Origin of the sequence: Azospirillum sp. TSO5, assembly GCF_003116065.1 — a bacterium.
Lineage (GTDB): Bacteria > Pseudomonadota > Alphaproteobacteria > Azospirillales > Azospirillaceae > Azospirillum.
The window spans coordinates 44,530-71,323 of sequence record NZ_LGQY01000079.1 but is presented as its reverse complement, the minus strand read 5'-3'; the positions used below and the strand labels follow the sequence as shown (position 1 = coordinate 71,323).

At 67.9% G+C, this 26,794-nt stretch carries 24 protein-coding genes; 5 read left to right on the top strand and 19 right to left on the bottom strand.

Annotated elements, in window-relative coordinates:
- Positions 1 to 97 precede the first annotated feature (97 nt).
- The 8 genes from TSO5_RS20545 to TSO5_RS20510 all read right to left on the bottom strand — a co-directional run bounded on the left by TSO5_RS20545 (position 98) and on the right by TSO5_RS20510 (position 8,747).
- On the bottom strand, positions 98 to 1,606 hold the full coding sequence (locus TSO5_RS20545; RefSeq protein ID WP_109153295.1) for an AMP nucleosidase: 1,509 nt from the start codon (positions 1,604 to 1,606) through the stop codon (positions 98 to 100).
- Positions 1,607 to 1,702: 96 nt separating this feature from the next.
- Complete coding sequence (ftsY, locus tag TSO5_RS20540; protein WP_109153294.1) at positions 1,703 to 3,019, bottom strand: signal recognition particle-docking protein FtsY; 1,317 nt, start codon at positions 3,017 to 3,019, stop codon at positions 1,703 to 1,705.
- Positions 3,020 to 3,041: 22 nt separating this feature from the next.
- Entirely contained in the window at positions 3,042 to 4,310 is a 1,269-nt protein-coding gene (gene mtaB, locus TSO5_RS20535) for a tRNA (N(6)-L-threonylcarbamoyladenosine(37)-C(2))-methylthiotransferase MtaB (RefSeq protein WP_109153293.1), read from the bottom strand.
- Complete coding sequence (locus TSO5_RS20530) at positions 4,300 to 4,581, bottom strand: DUF2442 domain-containing protein (RefSeq protein ID WP_109153292.1); 282 nt, start codon at positions 4,579 to 4,581, stop codon at positions 4,300 to 4,302. Before TSO5_RS20530 ends, mtaB begins: the two co-directional genes overlap by 11 nt.
- A 4-nt stretch (positions 4,582 to 4,585) precedes the next feature.
- Positions 4,586 to 5,428 (bottom strand): diaminopimelate epimerase, encoded by an 843-nt coding sequence (dapF, locus tag TSO5_RS20525; protein ID WP_109153291.1) that lies wholly within the window; start codon positions 5,426 to 5,428, stop codon positions 4,586 to 4,588.
- A gap of 91 nt (positions 5,429 to 5,519) precedes the next feature.
- Positions 5,520 to 5,948, bottom strand: coding sequence for a GtrA family protein (locus TSO5_RS20520; protein WP_109153290.1), 429 nt, complete (start codon positions 5,946 to 5,948; stop codon positions 5,520 to 5,522).
- Complete coding sequence (locus tag TSO5_RS20515) at positions 5,948 to 7,006, bottom strand: glycosyltransferase family 2 protein (protein WP_109153289.1); 1,059 nt, start codon at positions 7,004 to 7,006, stop codon at positions 5,948 to 5,950. Before TSO5_RS20515 ends, TSO5_RS20520 begins: the two co-directional genes overlap by 1 nt.
- A 70-nt stretch (positions 7,007 to 7,076) precedes the next feature.
- Complete coding sequence (locus TSO5_RS20510) at positions 7,077 to 8,747, bottom strand: hypothetical protein (protein WP_109153288.1); 1,671 nt, start codon at positions 8,745 to 8,747, stop codon at positions 7,077 to 7,079.
- A 295-nt stretch (positions 8,748 to 9,042) separates the two neighbouring features.
- Between TSO5_RS20510 and leuD the strand changes: the two genes are divergently transcribed.
- Positions 9,043 to 9,654: a 3-isopropylmalate dehydratase small subunit gene (leuD, locus tag TSO5_RS20505; RefSeq protein ID WP_109075248.1), complete on the top strand. Its 612-nt coding sequence runs from the start codon at positions 9,043 to 9,045 to the stop codon at positions 9,652 to 9,654.
- Positions 9,655 to 9,725: 71 nt separating this feature from the next.
- A complete protein-coding gene (gene leuB, locus TSO5_RS20500; RefSeq protein WP_109153287.1) occupies positions 9,726 to 10,841 on the top strand; it encodes a 3-isopropylmalate dehydrogenase in 1,116 nt (371 codons plus the stop codon).
- A 105-nt stretch (positions 10,842 to 10,946) separates the two neighbouring features.
- On the opposite strand, the gene TSO5_RS20495 is transcribed toward leuB, so the two are convergent.
- Together TSO5_RS20495 and TSO5_RS20490 are read right to left on the bottom strand one after the other, a co-directional pair.
- Complete coding sequence (locus TSO5_RS20495) at positions 10,947 to 11,237, bottom strand: general stress protein (protein ID WP_085088553.1); 291 nt, start codon at positions 11,235 to 11,237, stop codon at positions 10,947 to 10,949.
- A 165-nt stretch (positions 11,238 to 11,402) separates the two neighbouring features.
- Positions 11,403 to 12,284, bottom strand: a complete 882-nt coding sequence (locus TSO5_RS20490; RefSeq protein WP_109153286.1) for a CoA ester lyase — start codon at positions 12,282 to 12,284, stop codon at positions 11,403 to 11,405.
- 186 nt (positions 12,285 to 12,470) lie between these two features.
- Here TSO5_RS20490 and pdxY point away from each other — a divergent pair, with 186 nt between their 5' ends.
- Positions 12,471 to 13,331: a pyridoxal kinase PdxY gene (pdxY, locus tag TSO5_RS20485; protein ID WP_109153285.1), complete on the top strand. Its 861-nt coding sequence runs from the start codon at positions 12,471 to 12,473 to the stop codon at positions 13,329 to 13,331.
- Positions 13,332 to 13,338: 7 nt separating this feature from the next.
- Here pdxY and TSO5_RS20480 read toward each other — a convergent pair whose 3' ends face one another.
- Complete coding sequence (locus TSO5_RS20480) at positions 13,339 to 15,528, bottom strand: ATP-binding protein (protein WP_109153284.1); 2,190 nt, start codon at positions 15,526 to 15,528, stop codon at positions 13,339 to 13,341.
- A gap of 254 nt (positions 15,529 to 15,782) precedes the next feature.
- Between TSO5_RS20480 and zapE the strand changes: the two genes are divergently transcribed.
- Positions 15,783 to 16,955, top strand: a complete 1,173-nt coding sequence (gene zapE / locus TSO5_RS20475; RefSeq protein ID WP_109153283.1) for a cell division protein ZapE — start codon at positions 15,783 to 15,785, stop codon at positions 16,953 to 16,955.
- Between the two features lie 13 nt (positions 16,956 to 16,968).
- Here zapE and lipA read toward each other — a convergent pair whose 3' ends face one another.
- The 7 genes from lipA to TSO5_RS20440 all read right to left on the bottom strand — a co-directional run bounded on the left by lipA (position 16,969) and on the right by TSO5_RS20440 (position 24,396).
- Positions 16,969 to 17,901, bottom strand: a complete 933-nt coding sequence (gene lipA / locus TSO5_RS20470; protein ID WP_109153282.1) for a lipoyl synthase — start codon at positions 17,899 to 17,901, stop codon at positions 16,969 to 16,971.
- Positions 17,901 to 19,016 carry a 2,3-butanediol dehydrogenase gene (locus TSO5_RS20465; RefSeq protein WP_247870847.1) on the bottom strand — a complete coding sequence of 372 codons (1,116 nt, stop codon included), beginning with the start codon at positions 19,014 to 19,016 and terminating at the stop codon, positions 17,901 to 17,903. The genes lipA and TSO5_RS20465 overlap by 1 nt, the downstream gene beginning before the upstream one ends.
- Before the next feature lie 52 nt (positions 19,017 to 19,068).
- The gene (locus TSO5_RS20460) at positions 19,069 to 19,854 is read right to left on the bottom strand and encodes a glucose 1-dehydrogenase (RefSeq protein ID WP_109153281.1); all 786 of its coding nucleotides are present in this window, start codon (positions 19,852 to 19,854) and stop codon (positions 19,069 to 19,071) included.
- Positions 19,855 to 19,948: 94 nt separating this feature from the next.
- A complete protein-coding gene (locus tag TSO5_RS20455) occupies positions 19,949 to 21,073 on the bottom strand; it encodes an acetoin dehydrogenase dihydrolipoyllysine-residue acetyltransferase subunit (RefSeq protein WP_199230957.1) in 1,125 nt (374 codons plus the stop codon).
- Positions 21,074 to 21,248: 175 nt separating this feature from the next.
- Positions 21,249 to 22,280, bottom strand: coding sequence for an alpha-ketoacid dehydrogenase subunit beta (locus tag TSO5_RS20450; protein WP_109153280.1), 1,032 nt, complete (start codon positions 22,278 to 22,280; stop codon positions 21,249 to 21,251).
- Between the two features lie 37 nt (positions 22,281 to 22,317).
- Positions 22,318 to 23,301 carry a thiamine pyrophosphate-dependent dehydrogenase E1 component subunit alpha gene (locus TSO5_RS20445; RefSeq protein WP_109075236.1) on the bottom strand — a complete coding sequence of 328 codons (984 nt, stop codon included), beginning with the start codon at positions 23,299 to 23,301 and terminating at the stop codon, positions 22,318 to 22,320.
- Positions 23,302 to 23,331: 30 nt separating this feature from the next.
- On the bottom strand, positions 23,332 to 24,396 hold the full coding sequence (locus TSO5_RS20440) for an NAD(+)/NADH kinase (protein WP_109153279.1): 1,065 nt from the start codon (positions 24,394 to 24,396) through the stop codon (positions 23,332 to 23,334).
- 345 nt (positions 24,397 to 24,741) lie between these two features.
- Here TSO5_RS20440 and TSO5_RS20435 point away from each other — a divergent pair, with 345 nt between their 5' ends.
- Positions 24,742 to 26,145, top strand: a complete 1,404-nt coding sequence (locus TSO5_RS20435; RefSeq protein ID WP_109153278.1) for an FAD-linked oxidase C-terminal domain-containing protein — start codon at positions 24,742 to 24,744, stop codon at positions 26,143 to 26,145.
- Between the two features lie 123 nt (positions 26,146 to 26,268).
- On the opposite strand, the gene TSO5_RS20430 is transcribed toward TSO5_RS20435, so the two are convergent.
- A complete protein-coding gene (locus tag TSO5_RS20430) occupies positions 26,269 to 26,736 on the bottom strand; it encodes a YaiI/YqxD family protein (RefSeq protein WP_109153277.1) in 468 nt (155 codons plus the stop codon).
- Positions 26,737 to 26,794 lie beyond the last annotated feature (58 nt).

Here is a 26,794-nt window from a genome sequence, read left to right as displayed (position 1 = left end):
GGGGTGGCCACCCCCAGCAGCTCGATCCGTCGGAGACACTATAAGCCAAACTCAACATACAAGGGATGGGGAGGGGGCAATCGAAGCCGACACTCCCCTACTGGAACGCCACCTCCGCCAGACTGCGCAGCTTGCGGGAGTGCAGTGTCTCCATCCCGTGCTCGCGCAGCAGTTCCATCGCCAGCACGCCGATCTTCAGATGCTGGTCGACCCGCTCGCGATAGAAGCGGTCGGCCATGCCCGGCAGCTTCAGCTGACCATGCATCGGCTTGTCCGACACGCACAGCAACGTCCCGTACGGCACGCGGAAGCGGAAGCCGTTGGCGGCGATCGTCGCGCTTTCCATGTCCAGCGCGATGGCGCGGCTCTGGCTGAAGCGCATCAGCGGCTCGCGGTGGTCGCGCAGCTCCCAGTTCCGGTTGTCGATGGTCGCCACCGTGCCGGTGCGCATGATGCTTTTCAGGTCGAACCCCGACAGCCCGGTCACCCGTTCCACCGCCGTCTCCAGCGCCCGCTGAACCTCGGCCAGCGCCGGCACCGGCACCCACAGCGGCAGGTCGGCGTCCAGCACATGGTCCTCGCGGACATAGCCGTGGGCCAGCACATAGTCGCCCAGCCGCTGCGTATGCCGCAGCCCGGCGCAATGGCCCAGCATCAGCCACGCATGCGGGCGCAGCACCGCGATATGGTCGGTGATCGTCTTGGCGTTCGACGGACCGACGCCGATGTTCACCAGGGTGATGCCATTGCCGTCCGGCCGTGTCAGGTGATAGGCCGGCATCTGCGGCATGCGCGTCAGCTTGGCCGAAACGGCATCCACGCTGCCGCCGAGATTCTGGTTGGTGGTGACGATGTCGCCCGGCTCGACGAAGCTGTCATATTGGCAGCGATAGGCCGCCAGTTCGGCATCGCCGGTCGGCTCCATGATCTCGCGCGACAGCCGGATGAACTCGTCGACATAGAACTGGTAGTTGGTGAACAGAACGAAGTTCTGGAAATGCTCCGGTGCGGTGGCGGTGTAATGGCGCAGCCGGTGCAGCGAGAAATCCACCCGAGGGGCGGTGAACAGAGCCAGCGGCTTCACCGCATCCGGCCCGCCGTCGCAGGTGCCGTTGACGATGGTGTCGTCCATCCGCGCCAGATCGGGCAGATCGAACAAATCCGGCAGCTTGGTCAGCCGGTCCGGCGGCAGATCGCCTTCCACATACATGCCGTTGGGAAAGGCGAAATGGATCGGGATGGCTTCCTCGCTGACACCGACCTCCAGCGGGACGCCGTGGTTGCGCAGAAGAAGCGTGAACTGTTCCAGCAGATAGCGTTCGAACAGGTCGGGCCGCGTCACCGTGGTGGAATGGACGCCGACTCCCTCGACGAAGCCGTAGGACAGCCGGGTGTCGACCGCGGCCCCCGACACGGCGGTCAGCCGCACATAGGGGTAATAGGCCCGGTTTCGTCCGCCTTCCTCCTCGCCCTGGGTGTAGGCGGCGAAGCGGTCGCGCAAGTATGCGGTGTTGCGGTCATAAATGTCCCGCACGCAGGCCAGTGCGGCTTTGGCATCGGTGAAGCGCCCGGCCGACCCGGGCTGGAGCGGGGCTTTGTCGTTCATGTCATCAAAGATGGGGTACGAACGACAAGCTGGGAAGGCCGAATTTCGGCCAACCTCCGGTGCTTACCCAATCGGCGATGGCCGCTCCCCGGCCGGTCAGTCCGCGTTCAGCCCCATCAGCGACTTGGCGAAGGCATCCGCATCGAACGGGCGCAGGTCGTAGACCCCCTCGCCGACGCCGATGGCGTGGACCGGGATCTTGAACTTCTCCGCCAGCGAGACCAGCACGCCGCCGCGGGCGGAGCCGTCCAGCTTGGTCAGGATCAGGCCGTTGACGTTGACCATGTCGCGGAAGATCTCGACCTGGCTGTGCGCGTTCTGGCCGGTGGTGGCGTCCAGCGTCAGCAGGGTGGTGTGCGGCGCCGTCTCGTCCAGCTTCTTGATGACGCGGACGATCTTGCGCAGTTCCTCCATCAGACCGGTCTTGTTCTGCAGCCGGCCGGCGGTGTCGATCAGCAGCACGTCGACCTTCTCGGCCCGCGCCCGCTCCAGCGCATCATAGGCCAGCCCGGCGGCGTCCGCCCCGGTGTCGCGGGCGACGACCGGGCAGCCGGTGCGCTCGCCCCAGATCTTCAGCTGGCTGACCGCTGCGGCGCGGAAGGTGTCGCCCGCCGCCAGCATCACGCTCTTGCCCTCCGCCTTGAACTGGCGGGCGAGCTTACCGATGGTGGTGGTCTTGCCGGTGCCGTTGACGCCGACCACCAGGATGACATGCGGCTTCAGCGTCGGGTCCAGCACCAGCGGCTTGGCGACCGGCGTGACGATCTTCGACACCTCGGCGGCGAGCGTCGACTTGACCTCCTCCGGCGAGACCTCCTTGCCGAAGCGGGTCCGCGCCAGTTCCGCCGTCACCTTCGCCGCGGTGGCCGGGCCGAGGTCGGCGGTGATCAGCAGCTCTTCCAACTCCTCCAGCGCCTCGTCGTCCAGCTTGCGCTTGGTGAAGATGCTGGTGATGCCGTCGGTCAGCTTGGACGAGGACTTGGACAGCCCTTCCTTCAGCTTGGTGAACCAGCCCTTCTTGGTCGGAGGTGCTTCCTCGGCAGCAGCAGGGGCAGCCGCGACCGGTGTCGGGGCGGGTGCCGGCGGCAATTCGGGAACGGGTTCCGGCTCCGGCGCCGGAGGCGGAGCCAACGGTGCAGGGGCGGGCGGCGGCTCGACCGGTGCGGCAACGGCAGGAGGAGTGACCGGGATCGGCACGACCGGAGGCTGCGCGATCGGCGCGACCGCCATTTCCGGCACCGGCTCGACCTCCGGCATCGGCGGCGGCGGAGCGGCCGGCGCTTCCGGCGTCTTTTCCGCTTCAGGTTCCGGCGCAGGCGTGGCGGTGTCCAGATTCACCGATTCGTTCTTCGCCGCCTCTTCCTTGGGAGCGGTCTCTTCGGGCTTCTTGCGGCCGAACCAGCGGAAAATCATGGAGTGTCCACTATAAGAGAGGTCAGAGCGGGGTGCCGGTCAGCACGCCGTCCTTGATGCCGGTGATGGCGGCGGGCACCAGCGAGCCGGGCGCGAAGGTTTGACCCAGGCGGATCGCGGCGAAATGCTCGGTGCGGCCCAGATCGTCCTTCTCCACCAGCACCGTGGCGGTGCGGCCGACGAGGCTCGCCAGCGTGCGGGCCTCCGCCGCTTCGCCGACGGCGCGCAGCCGGGCGGCGCGTTCCTTGCGGACGGCGCCGTCGACCTGCGGCATGCGGGCGGCCGGCGTGCCGGGACGCGGGCTGTAGGGGAAGACATGCAGCCAGGTCAGGCCGCATTCCTCCACCAGCCGCATGGTGTTCTGGAACATCTCCTCGGTCTCCGTCGGGAAACCGGCGATGAAGTCGGCGCCGAACACCACGTCGGGACGAACCGAGCGCACCCGCTCGCAGAACGCGATGGAGTCGGCGCGGCCATGGCGGCGCTTCATCCGCTTCAGCACCATGTCGTCGCCGGCCTGCAGCGACAGGTGGAGATGCGGCATCAGACGCGGCTCGTTCTCGATCAGGCGCCAGAGGTCGTCGTCCATCTCGATGCAGTCGATGGAGGACAGGCGCAGCCGCGGCAACTCCGGCACCAGCGCCAGCAGCCGGCGCACCATCTGCCCCAGCGACGGCGACCCCGGCAGGTCGGGTCCGTAGCTGGTGATGTCGACGCCGGACAGCACCACCTCGTTGTAGCCGGCCTTCACCAGCGCCTGGACCTGCTCGACGATGCCGCCGATCGGGACGGAGCGCGAGGGCCCTCGGCCATAGGGGATGATGCAGAAGGTGCAGCGGTGGTCGCAGCCCTGCTGGACCTGGACGAAGGCGCGGGCGCGGTCCTCGAACCCGCCGATCAGGTGACCGGCGGTCTCCTTCACCGACATGATGTCGTTGACCAGAACCTTCTCGGCCGGGGGAAGACCCCAGCTTTCCGGCTGCAGCTTTTCCTGGTTGCCCAGCACCTGATCGACCTCCGGCATCGCGGCGAAGCGCTGCGGGTCGATCTGCGCGGCGCAGCCGGTAACGACGATGCGGGCGTCCGGCCGCTCGCGGCGCAGCTTGCGGATGGTCTGCCGCGCCTGCCGTTCGGCTTCCGAGGTGACTGCGCAGGTGTTGACGATCACCACGTCGTCCAGCCCGGCGCTGCGCGCATGGTTGCGCATCACCTCGGACTCGTAGGTGTTGAGGCGGCAGCCGAAGGTGACGATTTCGGGGCCATCGGTCTTCAGGACGACATCATCGGGCATGGTCAGCCCCTCCCATACCGGGCAAGGGGGCGCCGGTGATCGAAGAATAGAGAACGGCGGGATCAAGATCGGCCCCGTTTGGCCATACCACAGTCCCAAGCTCCGGGTCGACGCGAACGGCGGCAAAGGTTTCCGGTTCGCGCAGAACGGCAAACACTCCGGTGAAAGGAACCAGGGCGGACACGTCGACATTCCCCTCCGCACCATCCTCGAATCGGAGGTGCAGGCGGTAGCCGTCGAGCGGCTTGGCGGTGACAATATCCTTCAGCATCGGTTCAGCCTTGAGGAGCGCAAAACTCAGCCGACAGGCGGCCACTGAAGGCGAGCGCAACCGGGCCGGTCATCAGGACGCGGTCGTCCTCGGTCCACTCGATGGTCAGGGTGCCGCCGTCCAGCAGGATGTCGGCCTTGCGCCCGGTCAGGCCGCGGCGGGCCGCCGCCACCAGCGTGGCACAGGCGCCGGTGCCGCAGGCCTGGGTGATGCCGGCGCCGCGCTCCCACACCCGCATGCGGATGGCGCTGGGCGATAGGACCTGAGCGAACTCGATGTTGGAGCGCTCGGGGAAGGTCGGGTGGTTCTCGAACACCGGGCCGACCTCGGCCAGCGGCACCGCCTCGGCATCGTCGACGAAGAAGACGGCGTGCGGGTTGCCCATGTTCACCGCGACCGGAGCCGCGAAGCCGCCATGCTCCACCGACTCGACCCGCAGCGTGTCGGTGGGGGCGGCCAGCGGGATGGCGCTCCAATCCAAGCGGGGCGGACCCATGTCGACCGTGATACGGCCGTTGTCGGCGCGATAGGCGTGCAGCAGACCCGCGGCGGTCTGGAAGCTGGCGCGGTCGCGCCCGCTCTCCTCCATCAGCAGCCAGCCGACGCAGCGCGACGCATTGCCGCAGGCCGCGGCTTCGCTGCCGTCGGCGTTGTGGATGCGCATGAAGGCGTCGGCCCCCGGCGCCTCGGTGCGTTCCAGAATGATGAACTGGTCGCATCCCACGCCGGTCTTGCGGTCGGCGATGGCGCGCACCTCCGCGCCTGAGGGGCGGTAGGGTTCGGAACGGGCGTCGATCACGACGAAGTCGTTGCCGAGGCCGTGCATCTTCAGGAATTCGCGGGTCATGGCCGCCGTTATATGGCGAGCCGCAGGGATAAGTCCATAAGGCGCCGCGCAACGCAGATTCGCGGGCGCCTCCAGATGGCTACGCCCCCCGTTACGCCCCCTTGAACACCAGATGCTTCGACGCCGCGAAGTTGAAGAACATGCCGGCGATGGAGCCGGCGGCCACCGCCAGGAACGGGTGTTCGGCGACCATCTGTACGCTCGATTCCAATCCCACCGACACGCCGTAATTCACCACGCCGCCGATGGCGTTGGCGGCGATGAACTTGGCCCACTGGCGGTGCAGAGGCTCGCTCGCCGCGCCACGGAAGGTGAAGGCGCGGTTCAGCGCCCAGGTGGCGGTCGCCGCCGCGAAGAAGGACGGCACGCGGGCGGCGAAGAACTGCAGCCCCAGCGCCAGGCCGGCGTAGAGCACGATCGTGTCCACCACCAGCCCGATGACGCCGACGACGCCGAACTTGGTGAACTGCACACCCAGCCGGCCGAGCCGGCTGTCCAGCAGGCTTGCGACCGATGCCATCACCGGCGCTCGTCCCCGCGCGCGCCAGCCAGCGGCGGGTGGTTGCCCGGCGCGCGCAGCGACAGGTAGCTCATGCGCTTGGCCTCACGGCGGCCATGGGTGACGGTGTCCAGGATTAGGCCGCAGGTCAGGCTGAGGAAGGCCAGCAGCATCAGCCCGGTGGCGAGCAGGGCGGTGGGGAAACGCGGGACCAGCCCGGTCTCGAAATAGGTCGCGATCACCGGCACGCCCAGGATCATCGACAGCAGGGCCAGCAGCCCGAAGGCGGCGGAGAAGAAGGGCAGCGGCCGCTCCTCCTTCACCAGGATGATGATGGTGCGCAGGATGCGGATGCCGTCGCGGATGGTGTTCAGCTTGCTGTGCGATCCGGGCGGACGGTCCTTGTAGGGGGTTTTCACCTCGGCGATCGGCATGCGGAGCTCCAGCGCATGGACGGTCAGCTCCGTTTCGGTTTCGAAACCGCTGGCCAGCGCCGGGAAGGACTTCACGAAGCGGCGGGAGAACACCCGATAGCCCGACAGCATGTCGCCGATGCGGCTGCCGAAGATCTTGGCGACCATGCCGGTCAGCACGAGGTTGCCGAAGCGGTGGCCGGGGCGATAGGCGGCGACGATCTCCGTCACCCGCGCGCCGTTGACCATGTCCAGCTGCTCGTCCCACAAGCGCTTGACCAGTTCCGGGGCGCTGGCGGCGTGATAGGTGTCGTCGCCGTCGACCAGCACATACACGTCCGCCTCGATGTCGGCGAACATGCGGCGCATGACGTTGCCCTTGCCCTGCAGCGGCTCGCGCCGGACGACGGCGCCGGCGGCGCGCGCGACCTCCACCGTCCGGTCGTTCGAGTTGTTGTCGTAGACATAGACGATGGCGTCGGGCAGGGCCGCGCGGAAGTCCTGCACCACCTTGCCGATCGCCGCCTCCTCGTTGTAGCAGGGGATCAGCACCGCGACGGTGGGGGCCGGGCCGGCCTGCACAGCCGCCGTCTGCGCTCCGGAAGCGTCGGCGGCCGGGGTGAGGGCGGGGCGGTCGGCAGGACGGTCGAGGGTCGATACGGTCATGGCGCTGGCTTCTGGCTGGGGACGGGACAGGCACGGCTGTCAGCGGCGATAAACAGCACAAACCCGCCGATTATTCCACTGTCTCCCGATTTCCGCCCTTCCGGTCAACGGCGCAGAGGTTCAGCGTCTCACCCAAATTGTTGGGAATCGGCCGGCAGCGCTGCGGGTCGAGCCGCAGGCCGAGCAGCTCCGCCGCCTTCGCTGCGCCGGGGGTGTCGGGGATGGTGCTCAGCATCAGGAAGGGGCCGCGGTGGGACGCCACCTTGTCCTTCATGATGGCGAGATAGCCGTTGCCGACCGAATCCGGCTGCAGGAAGTTCGATTGGATTCGCACGAAGGTGACGCGCGGCGGGAAGGACGGAATGACGTGCGAGATGGCCCAATAGCCGCCCATCAGCACCATGGTGTCGTCCGCATCCTCGATGGGAGGCACCTCCGCCGTCACCCATTTGTCCGCCCATGCGACGCGCCCCCAATCGGCCGGCTGAACCGTCACCTGCACCAGTGCCAGCAGCGCCACCGCCAGCCCGATGCGCAGCCGGCGCGCCAGCGGCAGCAGCCCGACCGCCATCACCAGCCCCAGCGGCGCCAGCATCTCCAGCGGCACCAGATAGCGGTAGATGCAGAACATCACCACCCACAGCGCGTAGGTGACGCTCAGCGCCGTCAACAGGAACCGCGTCGCCGGGCCCTCGGTCAGCCAATCGTTTCGCTTCCCCATCGACCGGCCGACGACTGCGCAGACGAACCCGACCGGCACCAGAACGAACAGCGCCAGCACCCGCAGGTCGAACCATGGCACCTCGCCCACCGTCAGGGGGCGGAACGTGAAGACGAGGGGAAAGAACAGCCGCTGCCACAGGCCGGGCGGGAAGAAGCTGACATTGACATAGTCGGAGATGGCGGCGAAGGGCGACCGGAAGATGTGGTTCATGTGCGGGAAGACCGGGTTCCCGTAATCGTGCCAAAGATGCGCCATCCACACGCCACCGCCCAGCGCCAACCCCACCAGCACGCCGATGCCGAAGAAGAAAGCGAGCCACAGCCGCCGCCAGGGTCGCGCCGGCAGGGCCAGGAAGCCCAGGCACAGCCCGACCGCATAGATCACCGTCGGATTCTTCAGCCCCATCGCCGCCCCGGCCAGCAGTCCGGCTGTCGCGACGCGGACGAAGCTGGGCAGCGGCCGTCCGTCCAGGATGCCGGGAAGGCTGGCGGCGACGACCGCTGCCGCGCCCAGAACGCCCAGGCTGACCACATTGTCCTGAAAGGTGGTGCCGATCAGCCCCAGCGTCCCGCCGCCCAGCCCGCCCATCACCGCCAACGCCACGGCAACCAACGTCCGTTTCAGGTTCGGAACGTTCCGCAGGCAAAATGATGCCAGCAGATACAGCAGCGACAGGTTGATCCCCTGCAGCGTCCCCCACAGGAAGCCGGCCACCCTTGCCGGCAGGTGGGTGGCCAGCCAATAGAACGGCACGTCGAGGAAGGGGCTGTAGAAGCTCGGCATCTGCGCCACGAGCAGATCGCGTCCGATCCGCCCGGTCAGCATCGCATAGCCGTTGTACCAATGGTAATTCCGCAGGTCCCAGTTCGCGTCCATGCCGAAGGCCAGCGTCAGCAGACCATAGGCCGGCGGGGCCAGCAGCAGGAAGGCGATGCCGATCAGGCGGGCACGGCGATCCAGTGGGCCATCCGATGGACGGTCTGACGGGCGGTCTTCGCGGAAGGCGGCTATCGGCATCGGAACGGGACAACCTTGCTGTTGCGCGGTATTGTCCTTAGGTGGCGGTCGCGCTCTCCGCAAGGGGAATGCCGGTTCCGGCGCGGCGTTTCGGGGCCGGCAATCGAGCCGGACCGGGACGATGCGCGGCCATTCGCGCAACAAAGATGCGCGACAGTGCATTCGCGCATGCCTGTTCGCTCATTGCGTGCCGGGAAAAGGGCAAGCTTCCTCTGGCAATGGCTTGTTCGGTCTGCTATTCACCACGCTCTGCATGCGCACGCTTGCGCCTTCTTGCGCGACAGGATTTCTGGCGATGGAAAAGTTCACGGTTCTCACCGGCGTTGCGGCGCCGCTGCCGATGATCAATGTCGATACCGATATGATCATCCCGAAGCAGTTCCTGAAGACCATCAAGCGGACGGGGCTTGGCAAGCATCTGTTCGACGAGATGCGTTACACCCCCGACGGGCAGGAGATCCCGGACTTCGTCCTGAACAAGCCGGCCTACCGCAAGGCCAGCATCCTGGTTTCCGGCGACAATTTCGGCTGCGGCTCCTCGCGTGAGCATGCGCCGTGGGCGCTGGCCGACTTCGGGATCCGCTGCATCATCGCCCCCAGCTTCGCCGACATCTTCTACAACAACTGTTTCAAGAACGGCATCCTGCCGATCAAGTTGCCGAAGGAGCAGGTGGACCTGCTGCTTGACGACGCGTCGCGCGGGTCGAACGCCGTCATCTCGGTCGACCTTGAGAAGCAGACCATCACCGGCCCGGACGGCGGCACCATCTCCTTCGAGCTGGACCCCTTCCGCAAGCATTGCCTGCTGAACGGCCTGGACGATATCGGCCTGACGCTGCAGCAGGCGGCCCATATCGATGGGTACGAGGGCAAGCAGCGCGCCGGTCAGCCGTGGATGTGGGGCTGACCGCCCCCGTCCTCCCCCGATCTCCTCAACTTCTGTCTTCTTGACGTCTGATATTTGGGAGTGCGCCCGCCATGGCCGCCAATAAGAAGCTTCTGTTCCTCCCCGGTGACGGTATCGGCCCGGAGGTGATGCGCCAGGTTCGCCGGGTCATCGACTGGATGGACCGTAAGCGCAAGATCACCTTCGACGTGTCCGAAGGCCTGGTCGGCGGCGCGGCCATCGAGGCCTACGGCGTTCCGCTGTCCGACGCCACGCTGGCCGAGGCGCTGGCGGTGGACGCGGTGATGCTGGGTGCCGTCGGCGGTCCGAAGTGGGACAACCCGACCGATTACACCAAGCGTCCGGAAGCCGGTCTGCTGGCCCTTCGCAAGGAACTGGGTCTGTTCGCCAACCTGCGCCCGGCGGTGGTGTTCGACGCCCTGGTCGATGCCTCGACCCTGAAGGCCGACGTCATCCGCGGCCTGGACATCCTGATCGTCCGCGAGCTGACCGGCGGCGTCTATTTCGGTGAGCCGCGCGGCATCACCGACATCGGCAACGGCGAGCGCCGCGGCGTCAACACCCAGGTCTACACCACCTCGGAAATCCGCCGCGTCGCCCGCGTCGCGTTCGAGCTTGCCCGCAAGCGCGGCAACAAGCTCTGCTCGATGGAAAAGGCGAACGTCATGGAATCCGGCCTGCTGTGGCGGCAGGAAGTGACCAAGCTGCACCAGGAAGAGTTCCAGGACGTCGAACTGAGCCACATGTACGCCGACAACGGCGCCATGCAGCTGCTCAAGAACCCGAAGCAGTTCGACGTGATCGTCACCGACAACCTGTTCGGCGACATCCTGTCGGACGAGGCGGCGATGATGACCGGCTCGCTCGGCATGCTGCCGTCGGCCTCGCTGGGCGCCCCGGATGCCAACGGCAACCGCAAGGCGCTGTACGAGCCGGTGCACGGCTCCGCCCCGGACATCGCCGGCCGCGACCTCGCCAACCCCTGCGCCACCCTGCTGTCCTTCGCGATGTGCCTGCGCTACTCGTTCAACCTGGACGAGGACGCCAAGCTGATCGAGCGGGCCATTCAGAACGTGCTGGGCGGCGGCATGCGCACGGCCGACATCATGGCCCCGGGCATGGCGCGCTGCTCCACCACCGTCATGGGCGATTCGATCCTGCGCGAGCTGGACAAGCTGGCGTCCTGATCTCCCAATCGGCAGTGCATTAAGAAAAAGCCCCCGTCCGCAAGGACGGGGGCTTTTTCGTCTGCACGATCCATAGCGTTTCAATCGCCCCAGTCGGTCGCCGCGTCAGTCGCCGCCTGCCGGACGGTCGGCCGACCGCCCGCCATGGCTCGCCTGTCCACCCTTGCGGCCGGCTTCCGCCGCCAGCGAGGGGTTCTTGGAGAAGCTGCGCGATGAGGCGGGGACACTGCGCCCGCCCTTGCGCCCGGCTTCCGCCGCGAGTTCCGGGTTCTTTGAAAAGCTGCGTTTGTCGGCCGGCACGCTTTCGCCGCCCTTGCTGGCGATTTGGCGTTGCCGATCAGGGTCCATCGACGCGAAGCCGCGGCCCGACGTACGATTGCTCTCTTTCGAGGCCATAACCAACCTCCGACTGTGCCTTGTTGATTTGACAACCGGACAGCCGGGGGGTTGGTTCCAAATCACCGATAAATTCTGCAACCGGAATTGTCGGTGTGGCGATCATTTCGTTTTGGGAACGGTCTTGCCGCGGCCGTTGCTCATCCCGCTGATCACCCCCGTTGCTCATCCTGGGGCTTGCAGCTTGGCGATGGCTTCGGCCAGGGTCACCAGTCGGCGGGCGTTCTCGACATGCAGGTTCTCCACCAGCTTGCCGTCGACCAGAACCACGCCCTTGCCGGCGGCGGCTGCCTCCGCGTGGGCGGCGATGCTGCGGTGGGCCTGGGCGATCTCCTCGTCATCCGGGGCGAAGGCGGCGTTGCAGGCGGCAATCGTCTTGGGATGGATCAGCGTCTTGCCGTCGAAGCCCAACTCGCGCCCCTGCCGGCAGGAGGCGGCGAAGCCCTCGTCGTCGTTCAGGTCCAGATGCACGCCGTCCAGCACCGCCAGCCCATAGGCCCGTGCCGCCAGCAGGCACAGCCCCAGGCTGGTGATCATCGGCAGGCGCTGCGCCGTGTGGGCGGCGTGCAGGTCCTTGGCAAGGTCCGAGGTTCCGAGCACCAGCGCGCCGACGGTGGGGGAGGATCCTGCGATCTCCTTGGCGTTCAGGATGCCCAGCGGCGTCTCCATCATGCACCAGATGGTCTGGCCGGCCGGCGCTCCGGCGGCGCGCAGCACCGCCTCGGCCTGCCGCACCGCGTCGGCGCTCTCCACCTTCGGCAACAGCACGGCATCGGCGCCGCTGGCCGCCGCCATGCGCAGATCGTCATAGCCCCAGGGGGTGTTCAGCCCGTTGACGCGGACGATCAGTTCCCGCCCGCCATAGCCGCCGGCCGACAGCGCGGTCGCGATGGTGTCTCGCGCCATCGCCTTGGCGTCGGGGGCGACCGCATCCTCCAGGTCGAGGATCAGCCCGTCGGCGGGCAGGCTGCGTCCCTTCTCCAGGGCGCGGGCGTTCGAACCCGGCATGTAGAGCACGCTGCGGCGGGGGCGGACGGTCGTGGCCATGACGGTTTCCCGGAAATGCGGATGGTTGGAGACGGCAGCTTTAGCGGCGGGGCGCCGCCCTGTCCATGGGCCAGGCCGTCACAGTGCCCGCATGGGCCGGCGCATGGCAGCCATGCCGCAAGCCCCAGCCATCGTCCCGGAGTCGGCGGCTTTACGCCCGGCGGATGGTCGCTTACGCTTTCCCGCATGAAAAGCGTCCTCACCATCCAATCGCACGTCGCCTATGGCTATGTCGGCAACCGGGCAGCGGTGTTTCCGCTGCAGCGGTTGGGGATCGACGCCACGGCGGTGAACACCGTCCAGTTCTCCAACCACACCGGCTATGGCGCCTGGACCGGACAGGTCTTCACGGCGGAGCATATCGCCGACATCGTCGACGGCATCGCCGCCCGCGGCGTGCTGCCGGCTCAGGACGCGGTGCTGTCCGGCTATATGGGCGCCGTCGAACTGGGGCAGGTGATCGTGGAGACCGCGGCGCGGGTGAAGGGCGCCAATCCGAATGCGATCTATTGCTGCGATCCGGTGATGGGCGATGTCGGCCGCGGCTTCTTCGTGCGGCCCGGCCTGCCGGAATTCATCCGCGACCATGCGGTGCCGGCCGCCGACCTGATGACGCCGAACCAGTTCGAGCTGGAGTATCTGACCGACCGCAAGGTGGAAACGCTGGACGACGCGCTGGCCGCCACCGCGGCGTTGCGTGTGCGCGGGCCGCGGCTGGTGCTGGTCACCAGCCTCACCCGCAGCGATGCCGATCCCGACAGCATCGAGATGCTGGCGGACGGCGCCGACGGCTCCTGGCTGGTGTCCACGCCGCGCCTGACCTTCGACCCGCCGCCCAACGGCTCGGGCGACGCGGTGGCGGCGCTGTTCCTCGCCCATTACCTGACCGCCTTCCACCCGGCCGACGCGCTGGAAAAGGCGGCGGCGGCGATCTTCGCCATCTTCGAGGCGACCAAGCGCATCGGCACGCGCGAGCTTCAGCTGATCGCCGCCCAGGACGATTTCGTCAACCCGCCCCGCCGTTTCACCGCAACGCGGATTCGCTGAGGCGGTCTCAGGCCGCAGGCGCGGCGTGGCTGCCCATTTTCATGGGACGATCCACCACCCGTTCCGCCGGCAGCCGTACCGTCATCGCGGTCCCGGCCCCCGGCGCGCTGCGGCAGGTCAGCGTTCCGCCATGCAGGTCGATGAAGTTCTTCGAGATCGACAGGCCCAGCCCGGTGCCCTCGTACCTGCGGTTCGCGGCATTCTCCGCCTGACGGAAGGGCTGGAACAGGTCGGCCATGAAGTCGGGCGGGATGCCGATCCCGGTATCGGCCACCGTCAACGCGAAGCCGCCATCCTCGTCCAGCCCGGCGGTGATGGTGATGCTTCCGCCGTTGGGCGTGAACTTCACGGCGTTGGACAGCAGGTTCAGGATCACCTGCTTGAAGGCCCGGCGGTCGACCCACAGGGTGGCGACGGCGGCGGTCGCCTCGTTGTGGATGGCGATCCCGCCGGCGGCGGCGCGGTCGCGCACCATCATCAGGCATTGCCCGACCGCCTCATGCGCCTCGACCGCCTCTTCGCACAGCTCGAACTGGCCGGATTCCAGCTTCGACATGTCCAGCACGGCGTTGACGATGTCGAGCAGATGGCGGCCGCTGTCGTGGATGTCGGCGATGCAGGACTTCTGTCGTTCGTTGACGGCGCCGAAGAACTCGCTGTCCAGCACCTCGGCGAAGCCGATGATGGCGTTCAGCGGGGTGCGCAGCTCGTGGCTCATGTTGGCCAGGAATTCGCTCTTCGCCCGGTTCGCCAGTTCCGCCTGCGTCTTCGAGGCGATCAGTTCCGCCTCCTGCTGCTTGCGGCGGGTCATGTCGCGGATGACGCCGACATAGATGCGCGGTTCGTCCGGACGCAGCGCGCCGACGGAAGCCGGGTAGGAGTCCGCTGCGCAGGGGCCGCCGCCCAACCGCAGATCGCTGACGGTGAAGCCGACCGGAAAGGCACGGCCGTCGCGGCGCAGGGCGGTCAGGTCGCGGTCGTTGGCGCCGCCACGGGCGTCGGGGATCAGCGCCTCGATCGGCTGGCCGATCATCTCGCGCTCCGGCACGCCGAACATCATCTCGGCCGCCCGGTTGAAGGTGACGATGCGCCCGGCGGTGTCGAAGGTCACCACCGCATCCAGCATGGAGTCGAGGATGCCGCGGATCCGGCGCGAGGCGCGGGCCAGACGGGCCTGATCCTCCTCGCGACGGGCATGCTGGCGGACGACGAAGGCGGTCAGCAGGGCGATCGCGATCGTCATCGCCGTGCCGATGGAGGTCCAGGCCGCGGTATCGCGCCGCCATTCGGCCAGCGCCACCGCCACCGGCAATGTCGCCACGATGACGAAGGGATAGCCCTGCACCCGCCGCACGCTGACCAGACTGTCGATTCCGGCCCCCGGGCCGGGTGCCATGCCGCGGATGGTGGTCTCGTCATGCGCGGCGAGCGCAGTCCACACCGCCGGCCAATCGGTCAGCCGGTCCGGTCCGTTGCGGCCCGGCGGCCGGTCCAGCAGGACGGTGCCGTCCTCCAGCGCCAGGAACACGCTGCCCTTGCGGTCGATGTCCCGCGATTCCAGCGTCGCCGCCAAGCGCGTCGGATCGACCATGGCGACCATCACGCCACGGAAGCCGCCGTCCCGGTCCAGCCAGCGCCGGCTGAAGGGGATGACCTGGGTGCCGGGCTTCACCCGGCTGTTGATGGCGGCACCGACATACAGCCCCTCTCCGGCACCCTTGCGCGGCCCGCTGAAATAGGCGCGGTCGGACAGCGGAAGCTTCGGAAGAGGCACGTCGGCCGAATGATGCAGGGCGAAGCCGTCACTGTCGACCACCACCAGATCGGCCAGTTCGGCAAAGGAATCGCGCCGCTGGCGCAAATGGTCGTGGATGGCCGTGCTGCCGCGGCGCGTGCCCTCGGGAAGCGTGTCGAGTGCGAAGGACAGGTCGCGCAGAAGCTGGTCCACCGCGAAGGCCGTCCGCAGCGTCTGCGATTCCAGCATGCGGGCAAGATCGCGGGTGGCGCGCTCGCCGGCATCCAGCGCCTCGCGCCGGCCCTGGACGATGCCGTAGCCGATCAGCGCGTTCACCACCAGGATGAAGGCAAGGCCGGACGCAGTCATCAGGAACCGCACCGATCCCAAGCGGCCACGCAACGCCCGCGCCAGACCGGCGGGGCAGGACAGCGGGGGGGAGGCAGACCCGGGGACGGGCATCGGCGTGTCGATTTCCAGTGGGGCTTGCGGCCGGACGGCCCATGTTGACTAGATGAACCGGTACCCTAAAGAAAGTGTAATTGGACTGAAACATGGGGATTGCTGATGCGCGCAGATGCCGCGCCGCCGGTTCCTTCGCCCGGGCGGCGGACGCCACCCAGCCATTCCCCGTCACCGTCCCGTCTGCGGTTGCCGGGAGCGGCTCCATCGGCTAGGTAAGGGACCATCTTGGCAGCCGGATTGCCCATAGTCCCATGACCGACGGACCGCTTTCGCTCTACCGCGCCCGCCGCGGCAGCGGCACGCTTCGCCCCGATCCCGACCAGGAATTGGCGGCGGAGAAGTTCCAAAGCCTGTATCAGGCGCTGAAGGGCTATCAGCCGCAGCCCGCCGGCGACGACAAGCCGGCCGGGGGAGGGTGGCTGGAACGGTTCGGCCTGGGCCGCCGCCGCGCCACCCCGCCGCCGCCGGACATCGCCTCCACCGCGCCGCAGGGGCTGTACATCTACGGCAGCGTCGGCCGCGGCAAGTCGATGCTGATGGACCTGTTCTATGAGACCGCTCCGGTCGACAAGAAGCGGCGCGTCCATTTCCATGAATTCATGCTGGAGATCCACCAGCGCATCCACGACCACCGCCAGTCCGGCAAGGGCAAGGGAGACGGCCCGGACGAAGCGCTGCCCGAACTGGCCCGCGCGCTGGCGGACGAGGCGTGGCTGCTCTGCTTCGACGAGTTCCACGTCACCAACATCGTCGATGCGATGATTCTCGGCCGGCTGTTCACCAACCTGTTCGATTTGGGCGTGGTGGTGGTGGCGACCTCCAACTGGCCACCGGACATGCTGTACAAGGACGGGCTCCAGCGCGAGCTGTTCCTGCCCTTCATCGCGCTCCTCAAGGACAAGCTGGACATCCTGTCGCTGGACGGCCCGACCGACTATCGTCTGGACCGTCTGAAGGGCGTGCCGATCTACCACCACCCGCTGGGCGCCGCATCGGATGCCGCCCTTGCCAAGGCCTTCTCGGACCTGACCGGCGATGCGGCTGGCGAGCCCTGCCACCTGACTGTGCAGGGCCGCCGCGTCGAGATCGACCGTGCCGCCAAATGCGTGGCCTGGGTCGATTTCTGGAACCTGTGCGGCAAGCCGCTGGGGGCGGCCGACTATCTGGCCATCGCCACCCATTTCCACACGGTGCTGATCAACCACGTGCCCACGATGAAGGATGAGCTGCGCAACGAGGCCAAGCGCTTCATGACGCTGATCGACGCGCTGTACGAGCACAAGGTGAACGTCGTCATCGCCGCCGAGGGCCCGCCCGAACGCCTTTATCCGGAAGGCACCCACGCTTTCGAGTTCGAGCGGACCGTCAGCCGGCTGATGGAGATGCAGAGCGAGGACTACCTGCAACGGCAGCACCTCACCTGATCGGTCCCCCAGTTTACCCCATCGCCGCGCCCTTTTCCCCCGCCCGCCGCCGCAACTCTTCGAAATCGCGGCCAGCATGGTGGGAGGAGCGGGTCAGCGGCGTTGCCGACACCATCAGGAAGCCCTTCGCCCGCGCCACCGTGCCGTAGCGCTCGAACTCCTCGGGCGTGACGTGGCGGGCGACCGGGTGGTGGTTGGGGGTGGGGCGGAGATACTGGCCGATGGTCAGGAAATTGACGCCCGCCGCCCGCAGGTCGTCCATCACCTGCAACACCTCCGCCGGCTCCTCGCCCAGCCCGACCATGATGCCGGACTTGGTGAAGATCGACGGGTCGCGCTCCTTCACCCGTTCCAGCAGACGGAGCGAACCGTAATAGCGCGCTCCCGGCCGCACATCGGCGTAGAGCCGCGGCACGGTTTCCAGATTGTGGTTGTAGACGTCGGGCCGGGCATCCGCCACCGCCTCCACCGCCCCTGGCTTGTTGCGGAAATCCGGCGTCAGCACCTCCACCGTCGTGGTCGGCGCGGTCTCGCGCAGGCGGCGGATGCAGCGGGCGAAATGCGCCGCACCGCCGTCCGGCAGATCGTCGCGGTCGACCGAGGTGATGACGACATGGGCAAGGCCAAGTTCACCCACCGCCTCGGCCAAACGGTCCGGCTCGTGGGGATCGAGCGCGTCCGGCCGGCCGGTGGCGACGTTGCAGAAGGCGCAGGCCCGCGTGCACACGCTGCCCAGGATCATCACCGTGGCGTGCCGCTTGCTCCAGCATTCGCCGATGTTGGGGCAGGCGGCCTCCTCGCAGACCGTGTTCAGGCCGTGGCGGCGGACGAGCGACTGGGTGTCCTCGAACGCCGCGCCGCCGGGCGCGCGGGCGCGGAGCCAGGCCGGCTTCTCGGCCCGGTGCTCCGGCCGGGCGGGCTTCATGTGCATCGCGGGCAGGGCCATCAGTGGACGAGCTCCGGCTGTTCGGCGGCAGCAAGCGCCGCCTGCGGCTGCACGATGATCTTCACGTTGCGGTCCTTGTGGGCGACCAGCTCCTCGAAGCCGCCGCTGACAATGTCGTTCAGGGCGATGCGGCCGGTGATCAGCGGCTGCACGTCGATCCGGCCATCGGCGATGAAGCGGATGACGTCGGCGAACTCGCCATTGTAGGCCAGCGAGCCGATGACCTGCTTCTCGGTGGCGACGATCTCGAAGAAGTTGAAGGAACTCGGCTCCTCGAAGATGCCGACCAGCACCGCCTTGCCGGCCTTGCGGATCACGTCGATGGCGAGCTTGGCGGTGTCGCGGTGGCCGATGCACTCGAACGACACGTCGGCGCCATAGCCGCCGGTCAGCGCCTTCACCTCCGCCACCGCGTCGCATTCCTTGGGGTCGAGCACGATGCTGGCCCCGACCTCCAGTGCCTTGGCCTTGCGGGCGGCGGACATCTCCAGGACGATGACCCGGCCGGCGCCCGCCGCCTTCGCGCACATGATGGTGCACAGGCCGATGGTTCCGGCGCCGACCACCACCACGGTCTCGCCGACGATGCTGCCGGCCTTCTTCACCGCGTGCATGCCGACCGCCAGCGGCTCGATCAGGGCGCCGGCCTCGGTCGGGAAGCCATCGGGCAGCTTGTAGAGCAGTTCGGCCGGGACATTGACCAGGCTGGCGAAGGCGCCGTTGTTCATCAGGCCGGTGAAGGCCAGCTTTTCGCAGATGTTGTACATGCCGTGCTTGCAGTAATAGCACTCGCCACAATGCTGGCAGGCGTCGGCCGCCACCCGGTCGCCGACGGCAAAGCCGGTGACACCCTCGCCCAGCGTCGCGATCTCGCCGCTGAATTCGTGGCCCAGGATGCACTGGCCCTTCAGCCCGGTCAGCGGGTGGGGGGTGTCGACGGGGATGAAGACCGGGCCGGCGACATACTCATGCAGGTCGGACCCGCAGATGCCGCACCAATGCACCTTGATCTGCACCCAGCCGGCGGGCGGGGCGCCCGGCAGCGGCACGTCTTCGACGCGGATGTCCTTGCGGCCATGCCAGACGGCGGCCTTCATCGTGTCGGTCGAACTCATGGGATGTGTCCTCCGGATTTATTCTTATGAGCGGGGCAGGCGTTCAGGACGGTCAGGCGAACACCATCCCGCCATCGACCAGCAGGGACTGGCCGGTCATGAAGTCGCTGTCGGACGAGGCGAGGAAGCGGGCGACGCCGACCAGATCCTCGGGGCGCGACGGCCGGCCGAGCACGGCGCCGGCGGCGAACATGTCGAAGGCTTCGTTCTCGGACTTGGTGATGCCGGTGTCGCGGAATCCCTGGTCGATGATCTTCCACATCTCGGTCGCCACCACGCCGGGGCAGATGGCGTTGGCGGTGATGCCGTCCTTGCCGAAGCCGCGGGCGGCGGCCTGGGTCAGGGCTACGACGGCGAATTTGCTGGCGGAGTAATGGGCCAGCGGTTCGTAACCCTGCTTGCCGGCGATGGAGGCGGTGTTGACGATCTTGCCGCCGCCACCCTGCTTCTTGAACGTCTTGATCGCTTCCTGCATGCCGATCAGCACGCCCATCGCGTTGACGTCGTTGACCGTGTGCCAGTCGTCCTCGGTGATGTCGAGGAAGGGCTTGGTCTGGGCGATGCCGGCATTGTTGAAAATGACGTCGAGCCGGCCATGGGCCTTCACCGTCTCGTCGATCATGCGGCGGACGGCGGCGCGGTCGCGGACATCGACGGTGACGGCGATTGCGCTGCCGCCAGCCGCACGGATGGCCTCGGCCACCTGCCGGGCGTCGGTCTCGGTGCGGTCTGCGACGGTCAGCTTGGCACCGTCGGCGGCCAGCGCCTTGGCGATGGTGGCGCCGATGCCGCGGCCGGCGCCGGTGACGATGATGCTCTTGTCCTTGAGGTCAGGCATGAGCGGTCTCCTGCCGGCGCGCTGGCAGATGGCCTGCACGCCGGTGGCGAGGGGTTCAGGAACCGGGAGAGGGGCGGGAAGGGGGCTGGCCTCCTCAGTCCGCCTTGGCGATGTGGTCCTTCAGCAGCGCATTCACTTTGCCGGCCGCCTCCATCTGCACCATGTGGCCGGCGCCGGGGAGGACGGCGACCTGTGCGGTGATCGCCAGCGCCTGGGCGTGGTCGGCGGGGATGACGCGGTCCTCCTCGCCCCACACGACGAGCGTCGGCGTCTTCGCATCCGCGACCCCGGCGGCGAGCACGCTGGCCTGCCGGCCGTCGGCGAACAGCGACGCCGACAGCGCCCGCAGTGCCTCGTCCACGCCGTCCAGCCGCTTGTACTTCAAGAGGTCGTCAACCAGATTGCGGCTGACAAGGCCACGGTCGGCGAACAGCGTCTCCAGGACCGGTTTCAGGTCGCGGCGCGATGTCGCACTGATGAAGCCCTGGATGTAGCCGTGATCGATCTGCTCGCCCAGGCCGGCCGACGCGATCAGCGACAGCGACGCCACCCGGCCCGGCGCGTCGAGCGCGGTGCGCATCGATACCGCCCCACCCATGGAATGGCCGACGAAATGGGCGCGCTCCACCCCGACCGTGTCGAGGAAGCCCAGCACCGCCTGCGACAGGCCGGACAGGCTGGCATCGGCGATCTGCTTGGTCGACTGGCCATGGCCGGGCAGGTCGAGCGCATAGACGGTGGCGTTCTCCGCCAGCGCGTCGATGGTGAACAGCCAGTTGTCGAGATCGCCGCCGAAGCCGTGCACCAGCAGGACGGTCGGGCCGCCCTCGCCACGCTTGGCGTAGCGGATGGTGCCGGCCGGGGTCTCGGCGGTGTGGTACTGCGGGCCGGCCTCGGCCTCGCCGTCGTCTTCGCTGGCCGGGACGGCATAGGCGCTGATGAAGGCGTCGATGTCGTCGTCCGGCACGTCGGGTTCGGCCAGCACCGCGATCAGCGCCTTGACCGGATAGACGGTGCCGGGTTCGCCCAGCACACGGCGCAGGACGCCGGTCTCGCCCGCCTCGACCACGTTGGTGATCTTGTCGGTCTCGACCTCCAGCAGCTCATCGCCGATGGAGATGGTGGACCCCGGCCGCTTCAGCCAGCCGGTGACCTTGCCCTCCGACATGGACAGGCCCCATTTCGGCATGACGATGGGCTTGATGCGCTCGTTCAACATGGAACTCGGTCTCCTGGGGGATTTCTTGTTTTGCAGCGGGTGCCCCCTCCCCAGCCCTCCCCCGCTTCGCGGGAGAGGGTGCCTTACGCAAAGCGGCGGCAGTTCCCTCCACCGCCAAAGGCGGAGGAGGGTTAGGGAGGGGGCAGAGGCTCGCGCCTAGATCACGTCGCGATCATCACGCCGCGATGCTGCGCGCGCCCTTGGGCGACAACGTGCGCCGCACGGCGCTGGCGATGCTGTCGGCGCTGGGGACGTACAGGTCCTCCAGCGACGGCGCGAAGGGCACCGGGGTATGCGGCGCCGTCACCATCTGAATGCCGGCCTTCAGCGCTCCGAAGGCGTTCTGCCCGACGAAGGCGGCGATGTCGGTGGCGAGGTTGCAGCGCGGATGCGCCTCGTCCACCACCACAAGACGGCCGGTGCGCTCGACGCTCTCGATGATGGTGTCCCAGTCGATGGGCGACAGGGTGCGCAGGTCGATCACCTCAGCCTCGGTGCCGTCCTTGGCCAGGGCCGTCGCCGCCTCCATCGCGCGGTGGACGGTCAGGCCATAGCTGACGATGGTCACGTCGTCGCCGTCGCGGAGAACATTCGCCTCGCCGAAGGGGATGGCGTAGCTCTCCGCCGGAACCTCGCATTCCAGGCCGTAGAGGTTCTTGTGCTCGCAGAAGATGACGGGGTCGTTGTCGCGGATCGACTGGATCAGCAGGCCCTTGGCGTCATAGGCGTTGCTGGGGCAGACTACCTTCAGCCCCGGAATGTGGGTGAACAGCGGGGTCAGCATCTGCGAATGCTGGGCGGCGGCGCGGAAGCCGGCGCCGACCATGCCGCGGATCACCACCGGCGTCACCGCCTTGCCGCCGAACATGTAGCGGAACTTGGCGGCCTGGTTGAAGATCTGGTCGAAGCAGACGCCCATGAAGTCCAGGAACATCAGCTCCGCCACCGGCCGCAGCCCGCAGGCGGCGGCACCGATGGCCGCGCCGATATAGGCGGATTCCGACAGCGGCGTGTCCATCAGCCGATTGCCATGCTTGGCGTACAGACCCTTGGTGACGCCCAGCACGCCGCCCCAGGCGTCATCCTCGCCCTGGGCGCCGGTGCCGCCGACGATGTCCTCGCCCATGACGATGACGGTGGGGTCGCGGCGCATCTCCAGGTCCAGGGCCTCGTTGATCGCCTGTTTCATGCTGATCTTGCGGGACATGTGTTTCCTCCGCGCGTTTGGCGTTTCTTGAATGGGCTCAGTAGGTGACGTAGACGTCGCTCAGCAGGTCTTCCGCCGCCGGCAGCGGGGCGGCCTTGGCGGCGCGCACGGCGTCCTCGATCAGCGCGTTCACCTCGCGGTCGACGGCCTGCAACTCCTCCCGTGCGATCACCCCGGCCTCGATCAGCCGTTCCGACAGGATGGTCAGACAGTCGCGCGACGCGCGGATCGCCTCCAGCTCGCCCTTGGCGCGGTAGGTCTGGGCGTCGCCTTCGAAATGGCCGTAGAAGCGGACCATGTTGCATTCCAGCAGGGCGGGGCCGCCGCCGTCGCGGGCCCGGCGGATGATCTCGCCGGCCGCCTCGTACACCGCGAAGAAGTCGGTGCCGTCCACCGTGACGCCCGGCATGCCGAAGCCGGTGGCGCGGTCGACGTAGCTGTCACAGGACACCGCCCACTCCATCGCGGTGGATTCGGCGTAGCCGTTGTTCTCCACCACGAAGACCACCGGCAGGTTCCACACCGCGGCGAGGTTCAGGCTTTCCAGGAAGGTGCCCTGGTTGGACGCGCCGTCGCCGACGAAGGTGATGCCGACGCCGCGGTCGCCGCGCACCTTAGCCGCCAGCGCCGCGCCGCAGATCAGCGGTGCGCCGGCGCCGAGGATGCCGTTGGCGCCCATCATGCCCTTGGACAGGTCGGCGATGTGCATCGACCCGCCCTTGCCCCGGCAGGCGCCGGTGCTGCGGCCGTAGATCTCCGCCATCATCGCGTGGACATCGACGCCCTTGGCGATGCAGTGGCCGTGGCCGCGGTGGGTGGAGGCAATGCGGTCATTGTCGTTCAGGTGCATCATGATGCCGGTGGCGCAGGCCTCCTCGCCGGCATAGAGGTGGACGAAGCCGGGGATGTCGCCCTTGGCGAAATCGACGTGCAGCCGCTCCTCGAACTCGCGGATCGTCCGCATGGTGCGGTAGGCCTTCAGCAACTCGTCCTTGCCGAGGGGGAAGGGATTCTGGGCCATGAGGTGTTTTCTCCCTGGTTGATTTGATGTTTAGAAAGCGGCCGTGACGGGCACGGGTGTGCCGGTCAGCAGCCGGTTCTGGCCGGCGTGCCGCATCACCGCGGCGACGTTGACCGTGCGGAAGGCGTCGTCCCGGAGCGTCAGGGACAGACGGTCGCGTTCGGTGAAGGACAGTTCGCGCTCGCCATCCAGCGCGATGGAGCCGGCGGTGACCTCCGGCACGAAGGCCACGTCGGCCGGCATGCGGCGCCAGTCGGTGACACCGACCTGGGCCATCATCCCCGGCGCGATGGGGGCGTGGAGCGTGGTGCTCCTGCGGCAATTGCCGTCGGGTGACAGCCGCACCATCAGGCCGCCGCTCTCGTCACGGCCGATGGGTTCGAGCAGGCCGGCGATGGCCGACATGCCGATCACCTCCGGGTCGGCGAAGGTGACGTAGAGTTCGCGGAAATTCTCGGTCCGCCACAGGGCGCGGGCGCCGATGTAGCGCTCCGTCACCAGCGCCACGTCGACCAGCGCCATCTCGGTGACCACCCCGCCGTTCGCCCCACGGTCGAGGGAGACGTCGATGCGCTTGTTGGCGGCGAAGGCGATGTGCGGCGGCACCCGGCCGGTGACCGCCAGCCCGGTGGCGAGCCCGGTGATCGTCGGCTCACGGTGTTCGGGGAAGGCGTTGTTGGTCCCGGTGGAGATGCCGGCGATCGGCACCGTCCCGCATTCCGCCGCCACCGCCCGGTGGGTGCCGTCGCCGCCCAGCACCACCAGGGCCGAGACGCCGGCCTGCCGCATCTCGGCGGTGGCGCGATGGGTGTCGGCGACGGTGCCGGTGATCGGCATCGAAACCGGGTGGAGAGCGGGGTAGATGTCCTCGCCGCGCGACCGGGCACGCATCATGCCGCGGTCTACATGGGCGCGGATGCCGCCATTTTCCGGCATCATCAGAACGTCGCGGACGCCGCAGGCATGCAGCGCCGCCAGCACCCGCAGCAGGATGTTCGCCCGGTCGGCGATCTGCAGGCTGGTGGCGTTGGCGACGACCCGGCGGATGTCGCGGGCGGAAACCGGATTGGCGACGATGCCGACGACCGGAGCCAAGATTGCGCCTCCCCCTCGTTGCGGCGCGCCGTTGATCGACGCGCGGTTCGAAGGGGTAAAAGCAACCGCCGTGCCAAATGGTCAGTTCAGCGGATTTTCTTGATTTTCAACGGTTGGAGGTGATGCGGCAGGGTGGGGCGCTGCAACAGGTGTTGCACGGACTGTTGCGCCGCCGGTGCAACAGGTGTGGCGGTTCAAGTGCGAGGCTGGCGCCAGCCTGTTGCGCTCCGGCATTCCACCCCTGCGCAGCGCCTGTCTTGCCAAGGGCTTGCCTGCCGCTTTAGCCTCGCTTGGTCATACCAATGAACCATTCCAATGACTCATCGACCGGGGAGGACAACACCCATGACCGTCATCGCCACCACCCAGCCGCGCGCGGCCCTGACCGAGGAGGCTCGGGCCGAGCTGACGGCTCTGCTGGGCGACCGGTTCACCACCTCCCTGCCGGTGCGCGAGCATCACGGCAAGGACGAGTCCTATCACACGCCCTGTCCGCCGGACGGCGTCGCCTTCGCCAACTCGACCGACGAAGTCAGCGCGATCGTGAAGATCTGCGCGAAGCACAAGCTGCCGGTCATCCCCTTCGGCACCGGCACCTCGCTGGAGGGCGGCATCGCCGCGCTGGCCGGCGGCATCACCATCGACCTGTCGGGCATGCAGCAGATTCTGCGCGTCAGCCCGGAGGATCTGGACGTCACCGTCCAGGCCGGCGTGACCCGCAAGCAGTTGAACGAGCATCTGCGCGACACCGGCCTGTTCTTCCCCATCGATCCCGGCGCCAACGCCTCGCTCGGTGGCATGACGGCGACGCGGGCCAGCGGCACCAACGCAGTGCGCTACGGCACCATGCGCGAGAATGTCCTGGGCCTGACCGTGGTGCTGGCCGACGGCCGCGTCATCAAGACCGGCGGGCGGGCGCGCAAATCGGCGGCCGGCTATGACCTGACCCGCCTGTTCGTCGGCTCCGAAGGCACGCTTGGCATCATCACCGAGGTGACGCTGAAGCTCTACGGAATTCCGGAGGCCGTCTCGTCGGCCGTCTGCGCCTTCCAGACCATCAAGGGCGCGGTCGACACGGTGATCCAGACCATTCAGGTCGGCGTCCCCGTCGCCCGCATCGAGCTGCTGGACGAGGTGCAGATCGACGCCGTCAACAAATACTCCAAGCTCGACTACGCGGTCGCTCCCACCCTGTTCTTCGAATTCCACGGCACCGAGGCCGGCGTGAAGGAGCAGGCGGAGATGGTCGCCGCCATCGCTGCCGAGCATGGCGGCATGGAGTTCGCCTGGGCCACCCGGCCGGAGGACCGGTCGAAGCTGTGGCAGGCCCGGCACGACGCCTACTACGCCGCGCTGGCCCTGCGTCCGGGGTCGAAGGGCTGGCCGACCGACGTCTGCGTGCCGATCTCGCGGCTCGCCGACTGCATCCTGGAAACCAAGCAGGATCTGGCGGAATCCAATATGCTGGCCCCGATGGTCGGCCATGTCGGCGACGGCAACTTCCACCTCGTCTATGTCCTCGACCCGGAGAACCCGGCCGAGCTGGCCGAGGCTCAGCGCCTTGCCGACAAGATGGTGACCCGCGCGCTGGAGATGGGCGGCACCTGCACCGGCGAACACGGCATCGGTTACGGCAAGATGGCGTTCCTGGAGCAGGAGACCGGCGAAGCGTTCAACGTCATGGGCGACCTGAAGCGCGCCTTCGATCCGGACAACCTGCTGAACCCGGGCAAGGTGGTGCGGGTGTAGGGGCTGCGGCCCCCTCCCAAACCCCCCACCTGCGGTGGGAGAGGGAACTCCGCCGTACTAGCGCTTACTCCCTCTCCCGCGTCAGCGGGGGAGGGCAGGGGTGGGGGCACCCGCCGCAGCCCCTCACCGGAACTTCGGCCGCCGCCCAGCCTTCAGCGCCTGGACCGCTTGGTCCAGCGTCTGCAGGAACTGCGACTTGTCGCGCTGGCTCATCGGGGCGTTGCCGCCGCCGACCACGCCCATGTCACGCAGGTCCTGCATCAGCGCGCGGGTGGCGAGCGCCGAGCCGACGCTGTCCGGCGTGAAGGGGCGTCCGGTCGGGCCGATCACCACCGCGTTCCGCTTCACGCAGCGGTCGGCAAGCTGGATGTCGGCGGTCACCACGATGTCGGTCGGGCCGGCCTGTTCGGCGATCCAGTTGTCGGCGGCGTCGAAGCCGTCGCTGACCACCACCAGTTCCGCCATGCACTCCGTCGGCAGGCGCAAGGGCGCGTTGGCGACCAGCCAGACCTTGCAGCCGGTGCGGCCGGCGACCTTGTAAATCTCGGCCTTCACCGGGCAGGCATCGCCGTCCACATAAATCTCGACCAATGCTGCTCTCCCTCTTGTTCCGATCAGCCAACATGGTTTCGCCCGCCGTTCTTATGCG